Genomic DNA, 18,581 nt, shown 5'->3' on the forward strand with positions numbered 1-18,581 from the left:
TCACCTTCCTTCCAGCTCTTCGGGTTCAATATGCCAGCCGTGATCGTCAAACAGCGACCGCATCAGCATTGATCCGAAGGTAATAAGAAGCCCCAGCGCCGTAACAATATAGTTATTGAACAGGAAACTCATGATGCTGCTGCTGAATTCATCACGGCTGAACATGAAGCCAAGGCCTGCAATGAAGATACCGACGGACATGAGGAACGGCAGAATCGTGGCCGACGGCATATGGATCGGGCCAACCGGCTCCGCCGGGGTCATCCCCTTATGCCCGGCCATTTTCTCTTTCCAGAAAGCATCCAGGCCCCGCACCAGCGGCGTCTGCTTGAAGTTATATTCCGGCGGCGGCGATGGGATCGTCCATTCCAGGGTCCGCCCGTCTTCCCACGGATCTTCCGGCGCATCCGCCGGCCGTCTGGAGGTCAAGAACACATTTACCAGGAAGATAATCATACCCACTCCCATCAGGAACGCCCCCACTGTACTGACCAGGTTGAGCGTATCAAACTGCTGGTTCGGCAAATAGGTGAATACGCGCCGCTGCATCCCCATCAGTCCCAGGAAATGCTGCACGAAGAACGTCAAGTGGAACCCGATAATGAAGGTCCAGAAGGTCCACTTGCCCAAGGTCTCGCTGAGCATGCGCCCGAACATCTTCGGCCACCAGTAGTGCAGCCCGGCGAACAGCCCGAGCACCAGACCGCCGACAATAACATAGTGGAAATGCGCCACCACGAAGTACGTATCATGGAACTGGAAGTCGGCCGGCGCGGAGGCCAGCATCACCCCGGTTACCCCGCCCATCGTAAAGGTGGGAATGAACCCGGCTGCGAACAGGTTCGGAGTCGTGAACCGTACCTGTCCGCCCCACATGGTGAACAGCCAGTTGAAGATTTTGATCCCGGTCGGAACGGCAATCAGCATAGTAGACACGGAGAACAAGGCGTTCGCGACCGGACCGAGGCCGGTGGTGAACATATGATGCGCCCAGACCATGAAGCCCAGGAAGGCGATCAGAATCGTCGCGAAGACCATGGAGCTGTATCCGAACAGCCGCTTACGCGAGAAGGTCGGAATGACCTCGGAGATGATGCCGAAGGCCGGAAGAATCAGAATGTATACTTCGGGATGGCCGAAGATCCAGAAGATATGCTGCCACAGTACGGGATTGCCCCCACCGGCAACATTGAAGAAATTGGCGTCCAGAATCCGGTCGAAGGTAAGCAGGACAAGTCCTACAGTAACCGCAGGGAAGGCAAATAGAATAATGGCTGAGGTAATAAAGGTAGCCCAGGCGAACATCGGCATCCGCATGAAGGACATCCCCGGCGCGCGCATCGTGATGATGGTAGCCAGGAAGTTAATTCCGCCAATCAGGGTGCCCAGGCCCGCAATCTGCAGACCGATCGTATAGAAGTCCACCCCGTGCGTAGCGCTGTATCCCTTACCGGAGAGCGGGGTATACGCTGTCCAGCCCGCATCCGGTGCGCCGCCCATCACCCAGCTGAGGTTAAGCAAGAGACCGCCGAACAGGAAGGTCCAGAAGCCCAGCGAGTTGAGGAAAGGAAAGGCGACATCCCGCGCGCCGATCTGCAGCGGAATCACCGCATTCATCAGCGCAAAAATAACCGGCATGACTCCTAGAAAGATCATGGTCGTGCCGTGCATGGTAATCAGTTCGTTGAAGGTCTGGGCATCCAGGAAGGTGTTCATCGGCTTGATCAGCTGGATACGGATCAGGATTGCCTCCAGGCCACCGATGCCGAAGAACAGGCCGCCGGCCCATAGATACAGGATGGCTATTTTTTTGTGGTCGACGGTGGTAATCCAGTCCATCAGCCCGGTATGCCGCTTGGCGCTGTGGCCGGGCTTCAAGGGCTGGGAGGGCTGCAAGGATTGCGCTGCGTGAGCCAAGGTACGTACCCCCTTATCAAATATGCTGCTTCCACTTCAGTCATAGGCCCCTAATCCAGCGTATAACCGGCCAAAAATTCGGCAATGCCGTCGATCTCTTCATCACTTAAGCCCTTATCCTTCGGATTCGGCATCTTGTTGCCGGGCTTCACGCTCTGCGGATCATGCAGCCAAGTCTTCAGATTCTCCAGAACCGGCGCTCCGTCTTCACGGGTGTCATCATTAAGCAAAATCCCGGCAACGGATTCACGGGAACCAATTCCGGTCAGGCTGGGAGCCACCGGTGATGCAGGCATGCTGCCAATCGCATGGCAGCTAAGGCACTGGGACTTGAACTTCTCAGCCAGTACCGGGTCTTCCGGCATCACTGACTCCGGTGCCTTCATCGAAGCCACCCACTTGTCAAAGGCCTCACCGCTGACCGACTTCACCTTAAACTCCATGAACCCGTGGGAGGGTCCGCACAGCTCTGCGCATTTCCCCCGGTAAACGCCTTCATTCGGCGCACTGAAGCTGAAGCGGTTCACCGTGCCGTCGGGATTAGTATCCATTTTCCCGGCCAGCGAGGGTACCCAGAAGGAGTGCAGCACGTCCTTGGTGCTCAGCTCGAAGGCAATGTGCTTGCCTGTAGGAATAATCAGATCCTGCGCGGTCGTTATTCCATAATCCGTATATTCGAACTCCCACCAGTACTGGTGGCCGGTCACCTTGACCTTGATCGCATCCTTGTCATCCGAATGATCATTGCCGGCAGCGAACACCACCTTCACCGTAGGAATCGCCAGCACAATGACGAGAATAAGCGGGATGACTGTCCACAGCACCTCCAGCTTGAAGCTGCCCTCCACCTGCTCCGGAATCTCATTCTGATCCTTCTTCCGGCGGAAGCGAATCCATACATAAGCCGCAATGGAGAAGACGATCAGCAGCACCACAATCATGATCGTGATTGACAGCTTCATCAGTCCGTAAGAGCTTTCTGCTACGGGTCCCTGCGGTCTGAGTACCGACAAGTCCTCCCGCCCGCATCCGGCCAGAAGGAGTCCAAGTGCTGCGGTCATGGGAAGAAGCCGCTTACCAGCCTGCCATGTTTTCATCATTGATCTACCCCGCTTTTCCCGAATTCGTAGATTAGAGTATTTTCCTGTCAATTATAACAATCACTATTAATATAAGTTCGGCCTACGATTTTGTCAATCGTTCACAACAAATTCACAAAATCATTTTAAAGTCTCCGAAAGCTTGTCAATACTGATTTTATAAGCGCTTTCAATTTTTCCGGAAAACTGTTAAACTACTTCTGAAGCGTATTCATATGTATTTGTGTCTAAACATTCATTTGACATACGAGGATAATCTGCAAAGAACATACAAAAAAAACCGATTCCAGAAGCAGCAGGCTGTCCGGGCACGGTTTATGAGAATCCTCATGGATGTTATCGCTTGAATGTAGCTTACATATATAGTTGCCCGGCATCACACAGCACGAAACAGAATCTGCCCGCTTCTTCAGGAGACGGATGAATTCATTCTAACCAGTTCATGCTCCACCACCATGGTCAGCTCTTCCTCATAGCCTCCCGTGATCCGATACTTCCGGACATACTCTTTCACAAATTTCTTGGGATCTTTGGGCCGGAAAATACGTGTCATTTCCCGTAGACTTTCCTTGACTTCGTTATGACCTTTACTTGCCATGATCAGTTCCCTCCCAAAACATTGAAAATGAATGCTCCGTTGTAGAGAATGCATGATGAAAAGTTCGCCGTAACCTTGAAATGCAAGTTAAGAACCAATTACACATACGCGGCTTGCATTACCCGTCCAGACTGCCATTCCAGTACCTTGGAATTCCGCCTTGCCGGTGAAGCAGGTTCGTCGTGATTTGGGCTGAGAGTAAGGATGTCCCACTGCAAAGACACCTTGACACTTTAATTACCCGAAGAGCCACTTGCTGAATCACTCCTTTCGGGCCTTATCGTTATATTGTATCATATTCCAGATTAACTTCCACCTTTCCATGTAAAAATGCAAATGGAAATTTTTTATAGTATATGCTTGCCCTCCCGTTTCGGAACCTGACAATAGTATGCCCCCTATCCCCAGAAATTATTGGACAGCAGCCCCGCACAGCTCATACTTTGCCTGGACACCTCATAGGCTTGTAGGGAAGAAGCACCAATGCTACTTGCCTTTTCCTCTACAATCCAAGGAGAGTGAGCCCTTTGACGCCTTTCAGATCATCCACCGGACTGCCCGATAACATTGCCGCTGCATTGTGTTATTTCTTCCCGTTTATCGGTGCGATTATTTTCCTCGCTCTGGAGAAGCGCAGCCGCTTCGTCCTGTTCCACTCGCTTCAATCCCTGATTGCCTTCGGAGCTCTTATGATCGCTCATGTACTCAGCGGCTTCATTCCGCTTCTCGGTGATCTCGCGGGCGCCCTGATCTCCCTCTGCAGCTTCGCAGTCTGGCTCCTGATGATCTACCATGCCCTCGGCAGCAGATGGTTCAAGCTCCCCTGGGTGGGAGAAATCGCCGAAAGCCAGCTACGGCAGCTGTAGCTCCATGATGCACAAGTGGAAACGAATGCCGTCCTTTAAAAGAACGGTATTCGTTTCGGCGAGAAATAGAAGGATAAGTTATCGTGTGAAACCTATAATTTCTTGTATTTCAAAATAGTTTCCCTTTTGCCTGTCCGCTCCTTACAATGGGATAAGACATGCAGGAATCTACAGGCTGGGGGAAGCATCCATGTATTTGTTCATCATCAATTCCCGCTCCGGCGGCGGAGCAGGGCTGCGGACCTGGCACACCATCCAGGCCTTGCTTGAGAAGCGGGCCGCTGCGTATGAAGCGCTATTCACACAGAGCGCTGACAGCGCAGAGAGCCAGGTGCTGCACGCGCTGGCCCGCCGCGAGGACTGGCGCGCCGCCATCGTTGTCGGCGGCGACGGCACGATCCACAGTGTGCTGGGCGCACTGCGGCGCAGGGGGGTCCCGCTGGGAGTCATCCCGGCGGGTTCGGGCAATGACACCGCGCGCGGGTTCAGCATCCCGCTCGCGCCCGGGGCAGCGCTGGATCACGCGCTGCAGGAGCACTGCATCGAAGCCGATCTGCTTCACGCGGCAGGTGGCCTCACCCTGACCGCGGTGGCCAGCGGCTTCGACGCGCAGGTGGCCGTCAATGTGAACGGCAGCCGCTACAAGCGGCTGTGTAACGCCATTGGCGCCGGGCGCCTAGCCTATATCTTCGGCGTGTTGCATACGCTGATGACCTTCAAGCCCTGCCGCGTCAGCGTGACCTGCGACGGCAAGGAGCAGGCCTTCGATCAGGCGTGGCTGGTCTCGGTCTGCAACCTGCCCAGCTACGGGGGCGGGCTGTTGATCTGCCCGCAGGCGGAATCAGGCGACGGCCTGCTTGACGTCTGCGTCGTGCACGGGGTCAGCCGCGGGCAATTGCTGCGGCTGTTCCCGACGGTGGTGAAGGGCAGGCACACGAAGCTGCCCTATGTCACGATGCTGCGCGGACACAGCGTAGCCGTGCACTTCGCACAGCCGCGCCACGCCATCGGCGACGGCGAAGCGCTGGGCACCGCGCCGCTGGCCGTGGCTTGCGAGCCGGGCGCGCTGCGCGTGCTCTCGCCGCTGGCAGCAGCCGGGGCGCCGGGCGAAGCCGGGCCTGGTTCCTGTCACGCCAGCGTCTAGGACGGGTGCGGCGGGACTGTAGGCACATATGTGGCTCGGCATAACGGACTGAGGCGCTCTTATTCTGGATGAAAGTCATAAATCAGGCAAGTAAGGGACCATACGGACCTTATTCTCTGAAATACTGCTCTTAAGTATCGTTTTGAGCAACCTTAAGGTCCACTCTGTCCGTTAAGACACCAAAAGTGGTGTTCTCCAAGGAATAGAGTCTCTCAGGTCCGTTAGAAGGAAGCAGATTGGTTTGGCTAATGAAAAAGTTGGAATAATATTTCTCCCAACACAAAGAGCAGGCCCCGGGAATTCCTCTGGACCTGCTCTTTGTTATCTGGAACCCCGCCGCTCCGGTTACAGCCCTGTTGGCTTCTGGGGCAGCAAGTTACCGACAATCGACTTCAGCTCACCCTCCGGCTTGCTGTTTTTCTTCCCGTTGTCAAAGCTGGTAATGCGGATCTCGGAATAACTTTCTCCCGGAGCCACGGGCTTGAAAATCCATTTCTCCCGGTTATCCAGCCGGACGTTGAACTTCATGTCCTTGAACATCTCCACCAGCTCCCGTTCTCCCGGGGTCTTGCCCTCTTCCAGGAACAGCAGTCCGCGCAGCGGCTTGATGCCATCTGCATGCTGCACTTCAAAATGTACAATACACTCCATGCTTGTCACCTCCCTCGCTTAGTGAACTTGGGCACTTACTACTCCAGCCCTATTCCTCCGGCTCTTCTCCGGATTCCTCCTGATCATGCAGCACATATTTGCTGTAGATCCGGCTGTAGCGCTCCCCGTAGCGCCGCTGCAGTTCGGGACCCATATCTTCTTCCAGCTCGAACAATACCAATTCCTGTGTAAAAGATTTGAGCAGCAGCTCCACCAGCACCGGATGCTCGGTAATCACGGCCTGGGCGCTCCCGTCCTCATAACGCATGCCGAGCATGCACCAGCTCCGGTCCACGACGAAGGAGAACTTACGGCCTCCGCTGCGTTCCGGCTTACCCGGCAGGGGCGGCCATACCGGATAAGGTGCCGGTACAGCATCGCCGCCGTCAAAAGCCCACAGCAGCTTCACTCCGCGCTTCTCCGCCTGCTCAAGCTCACTGCGCAGCAGCGAGGCTTCCTCCCGCCACACATCCACTACAATCTCCTGAGCGGCAAGATTCAGCTGGCGGACCAGCTCTCCAATGACATTCCGGTCACCCTCCACGTTGTAGAAGGAGGGGCTGACCGGCCCCCCGCGCGGCATTTCACTCTCCATATAGGCAAGCGAGGCCTGCACCCGGCCGGATATCATCGTGGCCAGCTCTTCCGGGTCCAGCACACTATATCGTGCCGGCTCCCCTTCTCCGCAGCGCACATAGCCTTGCTGAGTCAGGCGCTGAAGCGCCGCGTATACGTTCGATCTTGATACTCCTAGCTGCTTTGCCACTTCGTAGCCCGAAGCCTGGCCCTTGGTGGCCAGCTCAACCATAATTTTGGATTCCATCTCTGTGAAACCCAAATTGCGCAGATGCAGCAGCAACTGTTCCATCTATGTTGTCCCCCTAAGCTGTCAGTACTACACTGTCTATATTTGTTCCGAGCCGCAGCGCGGGCACCACATGGAGCCCTTCGGCAGATCGGCGCGGCAGATCTGGCAATTCACGATCTCCCGTGTATCCGCGTCTCCGGCCACCCGCTCTTCGGCTGGCTCACCTGCTTTCCAGTCCCTGATCCGGCGGTCCAGCTCCAGTTGCCGCTCCCGTTCCCGTTCCAGTTCATCTGCCTCCCGGCGGCTCCGGTCAGAACCTGAAGCCATCCGTTCTGCTTCCTCCAGCTCTGTCTCTTCCTCCAGTTCGGGCAGCACCTCCGCGTACTGCACACGTGCTTCGGGTCTTCTCGCCAGCTCGCGTTCCGCTTCGGTCAGCTCTTCCTCGCCGTAGTACTGGTCTTCCTCATCTTCATGCTCCAGCACCGTATGTACGGTAACCGCAGATGGCGCTGCAGCAGCGGCGGCCGCCGAAGCCGGCTCTTTACGCAGTGAAATCTCTTTATCTTCCGGCTTGCGTGCTTCCAGCTTACGTCCGCAATGCGGACAGAAATTGGCATCCAGCCCTACGATCTGACCGCAGGCGCACAAGCGTTCATTCCTCAGTTCGGCAATTCTTGAGCGTACGTCCTCGATCTGCTCCTGCAGCTTGTTACAGCCCCGCGCAAGCTCGATCATCTTGCCTTCAGCCACCGACATATCCCTTGAACGATATCCCTCGTAGAACAGCTTCCCCATTTTCAGAAATTCAACCTGCATCTCATGCTCAATATCCGAAATCTGCCCATTCAGCTTGCTCACTTCCACCGAGCTTTGCGCTTTTTCACTCACCCGGCTGGCACCGTCTTTAATGCGTTGCAGTAAATTCATTGTAGTTCCTCCTTCTCCAGAGTGAGAATAGGCTGATTCGCAGCCGCGTATATCCTTCCATTCCGATTGCCGCTCCATGCAGCAGCGGAAACGTGATTCTATCATACCAAAAGTCCACGGCAGATTCATTATTTGTCGTCATGTGGTAAATACCAAGTAGAGCGGCTAGCGTTCATATTGGAATGAGTATGCTGCGGAAGAAGCAATCATACATTTTGCCTTCTGCTGTTCTTCGTTCCTGCGTACCCGTACATTATCGAATGATGGAGGGATGAATTGTGCCTAACGATAACCTTAACCGATATTTCGTCTCAGTGAATCACGGTCTGATTCAGGAAGAGAGGGGCGAATCCGGTGACTACGAAGTTCTGCTGTCCAGTGACGGGCTGACCGTGCTTCAGGATCTCCTGGCCGATCTGGCCAGCGGGGATGAATACGCCTTCAGGCGTGCTCTGGTTCCCTACAAGTCAGCCGATCATGATGATGCCGCAGAGCAGTTCGATGACGCCACCATCCGCCTGTTCCAGTATCTGCACGACCACGGCACTGACGAGACCCGCCTTCAGATCGAAGGATTGAACGTCCTGCAGAAGCTCGAGAATACGGGCTACCAGGATGAAGGTTACGGCACTGGCTCCCCCACCAACAAATAAGAATGAACGGAGCTACGCCATAAGAACGGATTAATGCCTATACTGTGCTAATACGCGCCGGAGGGAAGAATGTTTCTCTTCGGCCAGGGTTACGGTTTTATTTTGCTTCCGGGGCTGTACATCGGTTAAGATAGAATCAGAACCGCAGCTAGCGCTGTATATGATTGCCGTAGTCATCCATTCATGGTCTACAGTCACAAATTACGATCACCGGGAGAGTTTCAGTGGAAGAATATGATAGTACAAAAGTAACATTGAACAAGTTGCAGGTCCACGTGAAGGATATGCAGAAGTGGCAGATTAACGAGGATTTTGCCAAGCAGGTTGAGAATTTCAAGGCTTTGCCGGCGCTGTACCGCCATGCTCTGAATGAGCTTGAGAATAAAATCGATATCATCCGGACCGAGTGGCAGGTGCGTGACGGCTTCAGCCCGATTGAGCATGTGAAATGCCGGATCAAAGAACCGAAGAGCATTGTGCAAAAGATGCAGCGCAAGGGCTATGAGCTGAACCTGGATAATATGGAACAGCACATCCATGATATTGCAGGGATGCGGATTGTCTGCGCCTTCGTGAAGGATATCTACCGGCTGGTGGATCACCTGTGCGCCCGCGAGGATATCCGTGTGCTTGAGATTAAGGATTACATCGCCCATCCGAAGCCGAACGGCTACCAGAGCCTGCACCTTATCGTGGCTATACCGCTGGTGCTGCTGGATGGCACACGCTGGGTGAAGGCAGAGATGCAACTACGTACGCTAGCCATGGATTTCTGGGCCAGCATGGAGCATATTCTCTACTATAAATTCGACAAACAGCTGCCCTCTCATGTGGCCGAGGAATTGAAGGAAGCCGCCCGTGCCGCCGATGAGCTCGACCAGAAGATGCTCCGTCTGCGCCGGGAGATCCTGGAGCTGTCAGAAGGCAGCAGCGGTAACGAGTCTTAATTGTGCAGTGCAGTACAGAACACACATAAACTTAGGATGAATTGGCCGCAGCTAGGCCTTTATCCGGCTACAAGAGGGGCACTTTTGTGCTCCTCTTTTGTTTTTGGCTTGATGTGGTAGGGCCGCCCTACCACCCAGTTTGGGCTAATTCAGGTGCACTTCTGCCCCTCATTCCCGCCTTCCGCCCGGTTTAGGCCAATTCAGGGGCACTTCTGCACCTCATTCCCGCCCGAAGAATATTGGCTACCTCAGCACACCGACTTCTGGCTGATTCAGTGGGATTTATCCCCTTCATTCCCTTGCAGCCTCCCCGGCGCACTGCTCTCAAAACTAATATTACTTGTAAGATCATCTCTTGCGTTCGTGTCCCAGCATCTGATTCATTTCCACCAGTTGGTCTAGTTTACACTCTATATTACTTAAAGAGCAGCTTCAGTCGCCGAACAAACATTGTAGCCTACAGCTCATTCAATCCCACTGAACCTATCCGTGCAACCCGGAGCTTATTCAAGCCCTACTCACGAACCCATGCACCTACAGCTTATTCAAGCCCGCCTCACGAACCCATGCACCTACAGCTTACTCAAGCCCCTACTCACCAATCCACGCACCTACAACTTGCTCAAAGCCCAGCTATAAATCCACGAACCTGGAGCTTACTCAAGCCCCTACTCACGAACCCATGCACCCAAAGCTTATTCAAGCCCACCTCACGAACCCGCAGCTACAGCTTATTCAAGCCCGCCGCCCGCTTCGCGGCGGCTTCCGAGACCCGGCGCATCAGCAGCGCAAGCCCTTCACGGGCCTTCGGTGTCTGCGGCAGAAGTGCGCTCCAATCCTCCTCCGGTTCCATTACCTCAGGCATTGCCGGAAAAGGACGCGAGGAGATCTCATGAAACAGCGGCCCCGGCTGGTGCAGTGAGCCTTCAGCCGCAGCCTCGGCCAGCCATTCTCCAGAGGATACAGCCGGACCCTTGCGCTCCAGCCGGGCTAACTCGGCCGCGAGCGACACAGATGCAGGCGCATCTTCTTCCGCACTCCGCTCGTTCTCCTGTTCCGCCCACAGGGCGAACACACCGGAGAGCAGCTCTTCCTTGGACAGTCCGCGCAGGGCGAACGCAAGCAGCGGCTCCTGGGTAAGCTGCTGACTGATCCGCTCCACCAGTTTCTCGGCGGGCAGCAGACCCGTGCCCTGTTCATCCGCTGCCAGCCTCAACTCATCATCCGCAGGCAGCAACTCCAGCGCAGCAAGCCCGCCATTCAGGCTGCCCTGCAGCAGGTCATACAGTTCACCCGGATGCGCAGCGAGCTGATGCAGCACTTCATTCTTCCGGGCGGGTGTCCACTGTGGAATAAGCAGAGTGACAGCCTCCCGCTGCACCTGCGATAGTGGCGCCTGCTGTCCTTGCTGTACCTGCAGCACGGGTTCCGTCCTTTTTCCCTGCCCTTGCTCCGCCCCCTGCCTGTTCCCTGCCCTTTCTCCTTGCTGCACTTGCGGCACTGCTTCCACCCGCTCTCCTTCCCTTGGCTGCACCAGCTGCTTATTCTCCACCCGCCGGCCCAGCTCCCCTTGCTTCTCTTTCCCCGCTCCAGCTTTGCTGCTGCGTCTGTTTGCTGCTTCAGCAGCAGGCCCCACAGTCCCGGTGGCCTTGATGACCCCGGGCAGCACCTCCAGCCGCAGCTCCAGCAGCTCATTCATAGATGTTTCCTCCTTCTGCCTTACAATCTTTTGCACAATCTACATCCAATCCTGTCCCTGCAGTTCAATCAGCTCTTTGAGTTCATGGTTCGACATCTCGGTCAACCAGTTCTCGCCGGAGCCGACGACCTGCTCGGACAGGCTTTTTTTGCGTTCAATCAGCTCGTCGATCCGCTCTTCCAGCGTTCCCTGGCAGATCAGCTTATGCACCTGTACATTCTTGTGCTGTCCAATCCGGAAGGCGCGGTCCGTCGCTTGATTCTCTACAGCCGGGTTCCACCAGCGGTCATAATGCAGCACATGGTTGGCCCGAGTCAGATTGAGGCCGACGCCGCCTGCCTTAAGCGAGAGAACGAAGAAGGCCGGACCTTCTCCCTCCTGAAAAGCATGCACCATCTCGTCGCGATCACGCTTCGAGATGCCGCCATGCAGGAACAACGGTGTCTGCCCGTATCTTCGGGCCAGCCGGCTGACGAGCAGTTCGCCCATAGCTACATACTGGGTGAAGATCAGCGCTGATTCGCCAAGCTCGGAGATGCTGTCGAGCACCTCGAACATGACGTCCATTTTGCCCGAAGGCTCACTGCGCAGGCTCCGCCCCTCGTCCTTGCGGAACAGCTGGGGATGATCGCAGATCTGCTTCAGCTTGGTCAGGGAAGACAGCACCAGTCCCCGCCGGGCCATGCCCGAGCGCTCACCGATGACGCCAAGCATCTCATCCACAACCCCCTGATACAGCGCGGCCTGGGTCTCCGTAAGCGGACAATAAGACTTCAGCTCAAGCTTCTCCGGCAGATCCTTCGAGATATCCGGGTCACTCTTGAGACGCCGCAGCAGGAAGGGCGAGACCAGCCGGTGCAGCTCACGCAGCCGTTCGCCGCCCTCTCCCGACACATAACGCTGGCGGAAGGAATGGTACGTACCCAGATAGCCTGGGTTGAGAAAATGGAAAATCGACCACAGCTCGCCCAGCCGGTTCTCCACCGGAGTCCCGGTCATTGCGATCCGGTTCGGCGCGCTCAGCTTCATGACGCTCTGCGCCTGCTTGGTGCGGTGATTCTTGATATACTGCGCTTCATCCAGCACAACGGTAGACCAGCGTACCCCGGCCAGATCCTCACTGTCCCGGCCCGCCAAATGGTAGGTAGTCAGCACAATCTCATGGCTGGCCGCCAGTTCCCTGAACCCTTCGCCGCGCACCCGCCGCCCTCCATGGTGAATATGCAGGCTAAGCGAAGGGGCGAAGCGCTGCAATTCCCGCTGCCAGTTGCCAAGCAGCGAGGTCGGGCAGAGAATCAGCACAGGCTCCTGCTTCTCACCTGGCGGGGCATTCAGCGCCCGGTCCAGGAGGCAGGTGATGACCTGTATGGTTTTGCCGAGGCCCATATCGTCAGCCAGGCAGACGCCGAAGCCGAGATTGCTGAGCGTGGTAAGCCACTGATACCCCCGCTCCTGATAAGGACGCAGTGTCCCGTTCAGATCCTCCGGCACGGGACGCAGCGGCATTCCGCGCAGCACATCGCCATTCATGAGGGAAGCCAGCAGGCCCGAGGTCTCCATGCCGGTAACCGACATACCCTTCCACAGCCGCTCCTCGCCCTCTTCAGCCTCCAGGCGCATCCAGTCGGCTGCGGTCATCTCTCCGCTCTCACCACGCTTAATATACTTCAGGACCTGACGCACTTCCTTCGGGTCCACTTCAATCCATTCTCCCCGGAAGCGCACAAAAGGCACACCCGCCTCCACCAGGGCATTCAGTTCATCCTCAGTGATGTCCGAATCCCCCAAAGAGGCTTCAATGCGGAAGGAGATCAGCTCTTCCATGCCCAGCGCCGGCTGAACCGGACCATCCATTCCGCCAACCGGCGGCTGCATTTTCATTCTCATGCCGATCCGCCGACGTCCCTCACGGCTCCAGCGCGATGGCATCTGCACCGTAATTCCCCGCTCCCGCAGCAGCTGCACGCTCTCCTTCAGGAAGAAATACAGCCGCTCCGGCGCCAGCTCAATTCCGCGCGGAGCCGGTTCAGCCAGCGATCGCCGGATATCCGGCGAACTCTTCGCCGCCCGTCCCAGCGCAGCAAGCAGCTGCTGCTGGATATTGCGGTATCGCTTGCCCCAGAGAGTGAATTCCCGCTCCCGGCTGCTCCACACCGCTTCCGCCGGAATCCAGAATTCCCCCTCCTCCCGGCTCTCCGCCCAGAAGGTCAGTTGCCACAGCTCGCTCTCCTCCGCCGGCGGCTCCAGCCGCAGGCCCAGACTAAGCTGTCCGCTGCGGGCCTCCTCGGTCTCGAAATGCGGCACCTCATGGGCCGCCGTCTCGTTCACCACGGTCAGCAGCTCCGTCACCTCAGCCGGGGTCCCCTGCACGGGAATATCCCGGCTGCCGGTGAGCAGACTGTTCCACCACAGCTCAGTCAGCGGAGAATAGCCGCGGCGGTAGTTAGCCTTATACGGCGCCAGCGCGCTCTCATGGGCGGCAACCACATTCTTGATCTCAGCGGTCATGACCGCCTGCAGGAAGGAATACAGCACATACCCGCCCGCTTCCTCGCGCGAGGACAGGTCGCCTTCCTCTGCTACATGCGTGCCGAGCGCAAGCACCGGCATAGAAGCCGCCATCTGCAGGAAGAACTCCTTATCCGCCTCTTCCCGGAACGCCGGTGACCAGCATACGGCAGCAGCCTGTTCGCCGCCGCGCCGCCGCGAGCCCACCTTGCGCGGGGGCTGAGCTCCGGGCACAATCCCGCCTTTGCCCATCAGCTCCAGCGCGAAGCGGGCCGCTGCCGACCAGTAGCGCAGCTCTCCTCCAGGCTCAATGCCCTGGGCGCGGCTCGCCTGCTCATCCCAGGCCAGCAGCAGCTCGAAGGCATCCTTCGGAGACAGCGCCAGTCCTTCCAGCGTACGTCCAGGCAGTCCGCGCCGCGCCGGCTTGCCCTCCGCAGCAGCGGCCGCAGGATACTTCACCTCCGCCAGCCGCAGGGCAGCACCCGCAAAAGGACGCCAGCCACTGCGGAGCTCCAGCCGTTTGATCACACGTGTCCATGCGTCCACCTTCGGCTCGGAGGTTTCGCCCGAGAAGCAGAATAATACGTCCCCTAACCATATTGCATACAGATGCTTAATCATTGTTGGTTGATCTCCATTCTTGTGAGCAAACAGCAAGAGCAGCCCTTCCACTCCGGAAGACTGCCTCCTGCTGCGCGAGAAATATATTATGAAGCTGCTCCGACGGTAATAGCTCTAGCCGTACAGCCTTCCTGTTACGTTGTTTGCTGCAACTTTTTCTTCATCCCTTCATCTTATACGAAAAAGCCTATATTTAAAAACTTTTCTGCACATTTTCTGTGATATTCAGCAGATTGTTGTTCAGATCAGGCCATTACTGTCCAGGCAGCGGGATAGCAGCGCCAAATGGGCCATAAATGATGCAAAGCACCAAGGTGTTGCACAAATGTCAACTCTGGTTCAAATAATAGACGGCCTTCAGGGGGAAAGTTGTAAGAATGGCAGCAATTCTCTCTACCAGCCGCTTGGATGAGCGGGATTCATGCCTTTCATACAACATTTTGGAGTAATGCTCGAAATAATACAGGGATTGTTGCATTTTGGGCAGCATATAGCCGCGGAAAGTCCCGAAAAGTGCAGCATCACTGTCATCAGGTTGGGGTTGCATCAGCCGCCTCTCCCCTAGCACAGCAGAAAGAACCAGCCTGCCTCTCCAGGCAAGCCGGTCCTCCAATCCCGTGCAGCAACTCGTGCTGGACTACCACACTATGACGGGTTATATTTACCTGCCCCCTAATCCGTATCCGCCAGAATCCGCAGCTCCCCGCCCCCGGCAGCGTCCGCTACCTGAACGATGATCGCGCCGTTCTTGCCGTTCCGGGCCCAGCCCAGCGCCCCTTCATTCAGCTCTTCCAGACTAATCTCCGCAAGCCCCTCTACCGCAGCAACAGTGAAGAACGGATAGCAGAGCGCGAACCGCAGCGTCTCCCGGCGCGGCTTGTAGTCATGCACCGCATATGCCCACTTCAGTGCAAGCACACCTTCCCCGCCTTCAGCCTGCACGGTAAGCTCCGTATACTGCCCCTTGCGGTAGCTGAAGCTGTGGCCGTCATCCTCATACAGCCTGAAGGACGAAGAGAAGCCCTCAGCCGCTTCCGCCCCATAGAGGTGGAAAATAATTGTCTCCTCCGTATCCTCCAGCGCATATTGTCTCAGCGGGCCTTCGGCCACGAAGCTTCCTGCCTTCACATACATCGGCATGATGTGCAGCGGCGCAGCCGCAAGAATATGGCGTCCGCCTTCGTGGATCTCCCCGTCCCAATAATCCAGCCAGCGGCCTTCCGGCAGATAGACAGAGCGGTGATCCGTATCCGGGCGGTAGACCGGGGCAATCAGCACATTTTCACCCAGCAGGAACTGGTCGCACAGGTTACTGACATGCGGATCACGCGGATATTCGAGCACCAGCGGACGGATGACAGGCAGACCGCTCTTCTCCGCTTCATGAAACAGATTATACAAATGCGGCATCCAGCGGTACCTCAGCCCGATGAATTCACGCAGAATCCCTTCCACCTCTTCTCCGAAGGACCACGGCTCCTGGCGCAGCGTCCCGATGGAGGAGTGATTGCGGCAGTATGGGAAAAAGACACCCATCTGCGTCCACCGCACCAGCAGCTGCGCCGACGTATGATGGGCGAACCCGCCGATATCCGGCCCCGAGAAGGCCAGCCCGGACAGCCCCATGTTGAGCACCATCGGCATCGCCATCGCCATATGCTCCCAGAAGCTGCGGTTATCGCCGGTCCATACGGCCGCATAGCGCTGGATGCCCGCATACCCGGCACGGGTCAGCACAAACGGACGCTCGCCCCCCATATGCTCGGCCAGCCCCTCATAGGTCGCCTTGGACATCATCATCCCGTACAAGTTATGGTACTCCTCATGAGTAACCGCCCGCCCGTTGTTGAAATGCATCACATCCAGATCCATTGTCTTGGTCTCATTGAAGACCGCAGGCTCGTTCATATCGTTCCAGATGCCCTGAATGCCAAGCTCCGTGTAGTATTTGTGCAGATCTCCCCACCACTCGGCAGTCCGGCTGTCGCTGAAATCCGGAAAGGCGCTGATCCCCGGCCACACCTCACCGAAGAAAATATCGCCCTCCAGGCGGCGGCAAAAGTGCTTCTCCAGCACACCTTGCTTATACACCTCGTATTTGGGGTCTTTTTTGACGCCGGGATCGACAATCGGGACAATGCGCACGCCCAGCTCCGCGAGCTCCGAGATCATTTTCTGCGGATCAGGGAAGTTAACAGGGTCAAAAGTGAATACGCGGTACTCGTCCATATAGTGGATATCCAGATAGATCACATCGCACGGGATATTCTTCTCACGGAAGGTCTTGGCCAGCTGCAGCACCTCCTGCTGATTCATATAACTGTAGCGCGACTGGTGGTAACCAAGCGCCCACTTCGGCGGAAGCGCAATCCGGCCGGTGAGCGTGGTGTATCTTTTGACGACATCCTTCATCTCAGGCCCGTTAATGAAATAGATATCGTACGCTCCTGTAGAGCAGCCAATGGTAAAAGCAATGCCGTGCGAGCGCATGTCGAAATCACTCCGGCCCGTATTATCCAGAAACAGCCCGTAGGAGAGGTCACCGTGCATGTGGATAATGAGCGGAATCGACTCATAGAGCGCTTCAATCTCCGGCAGATGCGGGGCGAACACATCGGTGTTCCAGTTCGTATAACGCTCCCCGCGTTTATCCAGGAAGCTCGACTTCTCACCCAGTCCGTAGAAATGCGAGTCCGGCTGCATATCATATTCGGCATGGCTTGCGCCGCGCGGGTTCCAGCTCGTCAGATTTTGCTGCATAATCACCTTGCCTGACGTATTCTCCACACGGAGCAGAAATGAGACCTTCTCAATAATCAGCCGGATGGCACCCGTAGAGAAAATGAGCTGCTCCTCCGTCTCCTCTACCGGAAACAGATGCGGAATACAGCAGTCCTTCAGCACCGCTTCCGAGGTGGTCAGGTCCGGCACCTTATCATGGAAGACCTTCATCCGGAACATATCATCGCTCAGAAAGATAAAAGCCATTCCGGCGCATTCCCCCCTGACAATGTAGATATTCTCGGAGCGTTCCCAGGACACCACACTGCCCGGCGTGTTCCAGGTCTCCTTCATCACCAGCGGCCCCATCTTCTCGGGGCGTATCGCCTCACTGCTCTCCATGTATCTTCTCTCCCTTCGCTGCTTGCTGATCTACTTCCTGACTACATATTACCCCGGGCCTCAGGAATACTATCCGCAATTGTTATGACCAATTGGTCATTTTTTTCGCCGGATTAGTCTTATTTGCTGCCAAAGCGGGTATATTCTATATAGGCCAAGGCCAAAACGTAATTATCAACCAAGTTAGGGAGTGGTCATATGACTGGAACTAATCCTTATAAGTGGGGGAATTTGCTGCTCTTCCTCGGCGTCATTGCCGTCAATACCCTTTCGGTCGTCCTGCCGCTTGGCGGGAACAGCACCGCCGAAATCTCGGACAGGTATCATACGTACCTCACACCGGCCGGATATGCTTTTTCCATCTGGTCCCTGATCTATCTGCTGCTGGCGGGATTCATTATTTATCAGTTCCGCAGCGATACCGGGGGCAGGGAGTCTGTCCAGCGGATCGGGATCTGGTTCATGCTCAGCTGTATCTTCAATATGGGCTGGCTGCTCCTCTGGCATTATCTGTACATTGAGCTGTCGCTGGTGGCGATGGTGCTTCTGCTGCTCTCTCTGATCGTCATTTACCGCAAGACCCGCTTCATCGCAGATCCCACGGCTGGCGAGAAATGGCTCGTGAAGCTGCCGTTCAGCCTGTACCTCGGCTGGATCTCGGTAGCCACCATTGTCAATGTCAGCGTTGTGCTGGTGAAGAATGACTGGGACGGCTTCGGACTCAGTGCCCCGTTCTGGGCAGTCATCATGCTCTGCGTCGGTGCTGTATTGGCTGTGCTGGTAAGCTACCCGTACCGGGACAGCATCTACCCGCTCGTCTTCGTTTGGGCCTACATCGCCATTGCTATGGAGCATAAGGACACGAATGAGGTGTATTTCACCAGCCTGATTGCAGCAGGACTTCTCTTGCTCTACAGTATCTGGCTGCTGCTGACTCCGCGCCGTTCCCGCAGCAGATACTAGATAAATTGAATTAATGGTTTTCTGTTTTGGGATATGTGAACGCAAAATCCCCCGCA

The 18,581-nt window shown here is 56.2% G+C and carries 15 protein-coding genes; 5 read left to right on the forward strand and 10 right to left on the reverse strand.

What is annotated here, in order from left to right; translation table 11 throughout:
* The 3 genes from ctaD to NST04_RS00905 all read right to left on the reverse strand — a co-directional run bounded on the left by ctaD (position 1) and on the right by NST04_RS00905 (position 3,615).
* Entirely contained in the window at positions 1 to 1,839 is a 1,839-nt protein-coding gene (gene ctaD, locus NST04_RS00895) for a cytochrome c oxidase subunit I (RefSeq protein WP_341185150.1), read from the reverse strand.
* Positions 1,840 to 1,967: 128 nt separating this feature from the next.
* The gene (gene coxB, locus NST04_RS00900) at positions 1,968 to 3,017 is read right to left on the reverse strand and encodes a cytochrome c oxidase subunit II (protein WP_341182781.1); all 1,050 of its coding nucleotides are present in this window, start codon (positions 3,015 to 3,017) and stop codon (positions 1,968 to 1,970) included.
* 409 nt (positions 3,018 to 3,426) lie between these two features.
* Entirely contained in the window at positions 3,427 to 3,615 is a 189-nt protein-coding gene (locus tag NST04_RS00905) for a hypothetical protein (RefSeq protein WP_019913840.1), read from the reverse strand.
* Positions 3,616 to 4,142: 527 nt separating this feature from the next.
* On the opposite strand from NST04_RS00905, the gene NST04_RS00910 reads away from it, so the two are divergent.
* Complete coding sequence (locus NST04_RS00910) at positions 4,143 to 4,481, forward strand: DUF4870 domain-containing protein (RefSeq protein ID WP_341182782.1); 339 nt, start codon at positions 4,143 to 4,145, stop codon at positions 4,479 to 4,481.
* Between the two features lie 190 nt (positions 4,482 to 4,671).
* Positions 4,672 to 5,625, forward strand: coding sequence for a diacylglycerol/lipid kinase family protein (locus NST04_RS00915; protein ID WP_341182783.1), 954 nt, complete (start codon positions 4,672 to 4,674; stop codon positions 5,623 to 5,625).
* 345 nt (positions 5,626 to 5,970) lie between these two features.
* On the opposite strand, the gene NST04_RS00920 is transcribed toward NST04_RS00915, so the two are convergent.
* From NST04_RS00920 to NST04_RS00930, 3 genes are read right to left on the reverse strand one after another with little or no spacing between them, the layout of a single operon-like run.
* Complete coding sequence (locus NST04_RS00920; protein ID WP_341182784.1) at positions 5,971 to 6,276, reverse strand: hypothetical protein; 306 nt, start codon at positions 6,274 to 6,276, stop codon at positions 5,971 to 5,973.
* A gap of 49 nt (positions 6,277 to 6,325) precedes the next feature.
* The gene (locus tag NST04_RS00925) at positions 6,326 to 7,144 is read right to left on the reverse strand and encodes a TrmB family transcriptional regulator (protein ID WP_036722147.1); all 819 of its coding nucleotides are present in this window, start codon (positions 7,142 to 7,144) and stop codon (positions 6,326 to 6,328) included.
* 36 nt (positions 7,145 to 7,180) lie between these two features.
* On the reverse strand, positions 7,181 to 8,011 hold the full coding sequence (locus NST04_RS00930; protein ID WP_341182785.1) for a zinc ribbon domain-containing protein: 831 nt from the start codon (positions 8,009 to 8,011) through the stop codon (positions 7,181 to 7,183).
* A gap of 278 nt (positions 8,012 to 8,289) precedes the next feature.
* Here NST04_RS00930 and NST04_RS00935 point away from each other — a divergent pair, with 278 nt between their 5' ends.
* On the forward strand, positions 8,290 to 8,664 hold the full coding sequence (locus tag NST04_RS00935) for a hypothetical protein (protein ID WP_341182786.1): 375 nt from the start codon (positions 8,290 to 8,292) through the stop codon (positions 8,662 to 8,664).
* Between the two features lie 284 nt (positions 8,665 to 8,948).
* The gene (locus tag NST04_RS00940; RefSeq protein WP_341185151.1) at positions 8,949 to 9,611 is read left to right on the forward strand and encodes a GTP pyrophosphokinase; all 663 of its coding nucleotides are present in this window, start codon (positions 8,949 to 8,951) and stop codon (positions 9,609 to 9,611) included.
* A gap of 724 nt (positions 9,612 to 10,335) precedes the next feature.
* Here NST04_RS00940 and NST04_RS00945 read toward each other — a convergent pair.
* The 4 genes from NST04_RS00945 to NST04_RS00960 all read right to left on the reverse strand — a co-directional run bounded on the left by NST04_RS00945 (position 10,336) and on the right by NST04_RS00960 (position 17,562).
* Positions 10,336 to 11,310 (reverse strand): hypothetical protein, encoded by a 975-nt coding sequence (locus NST04_RS00945; RefSeq protein ID WP_341182787.1) that lies wholly within the window; start codon positions 11,308 to 11,310, stop codon positions 10,336 to 10,338.
* 39 nt (positions 11,311 to 11,349) lie between these two features.
* On the reverse strand, positions 11,350 to 14,439 hold the full coding sequence (locus NST04_RS00950) for a DEAD/DEAH box helicase (protein WP_341182788.1): 3,090 nt from the start codon (positions 14,437 to 14,439) through the stop codon (positions 11,350 to 11,352).
* A gap of 328 nt (positions 14,440 to 14,767) precedes the next feature.
* Complete coding sequence (locus NST04_RS00955; RefSeq protein ID WP_341182789.1) at positions 14,768 to 14,986, reverse strand: hypothetical protein; 219 nt, start codon at positions 14,984 to 14,986, stop codon at positions 14,768 to 14,770.
* Between the two features lie 125 nt (positions 14,987 to 15,111).
* Complete coding sequence (locus NST04_RS00960) at positions 15,112 to 17,562, reverse strand: glycoside hydrolase family 31 protein (protein WP_341182790.1); 2,451 nt, start codon at positions 17,560 to 17,562, stop codon at positions 15,112 to 15,114.
* A gap of 198 nt (positions 17,563 to 17,760) precedes the next feature.
* Here NST04_RS00960 and NST04_RS00965 point away from each other — a divergent pair, with 198 nt between their 5' ends.
* A complete protein-coding gene (locus tag NST04_RS00965) occupies positions 17,761 to 18,525 on the forward strand; it encodes a TspO/MBR family protein (RefSeq protein WP_341182791.1) in 765 nt (254 codons plus the stop codon).
* The last annotated feature ends 56 nt before the right edge of the window (positions 18,526 to 18,581 follow it).

The organism is Paenibacillus sp. FSL H7-0756 (assembly GCF_038006765.1).
GTDB lineage: Bacteria > Bacillota > Bacilli > Paenibacillales > Paenibacillaceae > Paenibacillus_AQ.

Bases quoted from the DNA above. Each gene is read 5' to 3' on its own strand.
- ctaD (WP_341185150.1), bottom strand. From the start codon at position 1,839: ATGGACTGGATTACCACCGTCGACCACAAAAAAATAGCCATCCTGTAT.
- NST04_RS00950 (WP_341182788.1), bottom strand. From the start codon at position 14,439: ATGATTAAGCATCTGTATGCAATATGGTTAGGGGACGTATTATTCTGC.
- NST04_RS00940 (WP_341185151.1), top strand. From the start codon at position 8,949: ATGCAGAAGTGGCAGATTAACGAGGATTTTGCCAAGCAGGTTGAGAAT.
- NST04_RS00930 (WP_341182785.1), bottom strand. From the start codon at position 8,011: ATGAATTTACTGCAACGCATTAAAGACGGTGCCAGCCGGGTGAGTGAA.
- NST04_RS00915 (WP_341182783.1), top strand. From the start codon at position 4,672: ATGTATTTGTTCATCATCAATTCCCGCTCCGGCGGCGGAGCAGGGCTG.
- NST04_RS00920 (WP_341182784.1), bottom strand. From the start codon at position 6,276: ATGGAGTGTATTGTACATTTTGAAGTGCAGCATGCAGATGGCATCAAG.
- NST04_RS00905 (WP_019913840.1), bottom strand. From the start codon at position 3,615: ATGGCAAGTAAAGGTCATAACGAAGTCAAGGAAAGTCTACGGGAAATG.
- NST04_RS00955 (WP_341182789.1), bottom strand. From the start codon at position 14,986: ATGCAACCCCAACCTGATGACAGTGATGCTGCACTTTTCGGGACTTTC.
- NST04_RS00965 (WP_341182791.1), top strand. From the start codon at position 17,761: ATGACTGGAACTAATCCTTATAAGTGGGGGAATTTGCTGCTCTTCCTC.
- NST04_RS00960 (WP_341182790.1), bottom strand. From the start codon at position 17,562: ATGGAGAGCAGTGAGGCGATACGCCCCGAGAAGATGGGGCCGCTGGTG.
- NST04_RS00945 (WP_341182787.1), bottom strand. From the start codon at position 11,310: ATGAATGAGCTGCTGGAGCTGCGGCTGGAGGTGCTGCCCGGGGTCATC.
- coxB (WP_341182781.1), bottom strand. From the start codon at position 3,017: ATGATGAAAACATGGCAGGCTGGTAAGCGGCTTCTTCCCATGACCGCA.
- NST04_RS00925 (WP_036722147.1), bottom strand. From the start codon at position 7,144: ATGGAACAGTTGCTGCTGCATCTGCGCAATTTGGGTTTCACAGAGATG.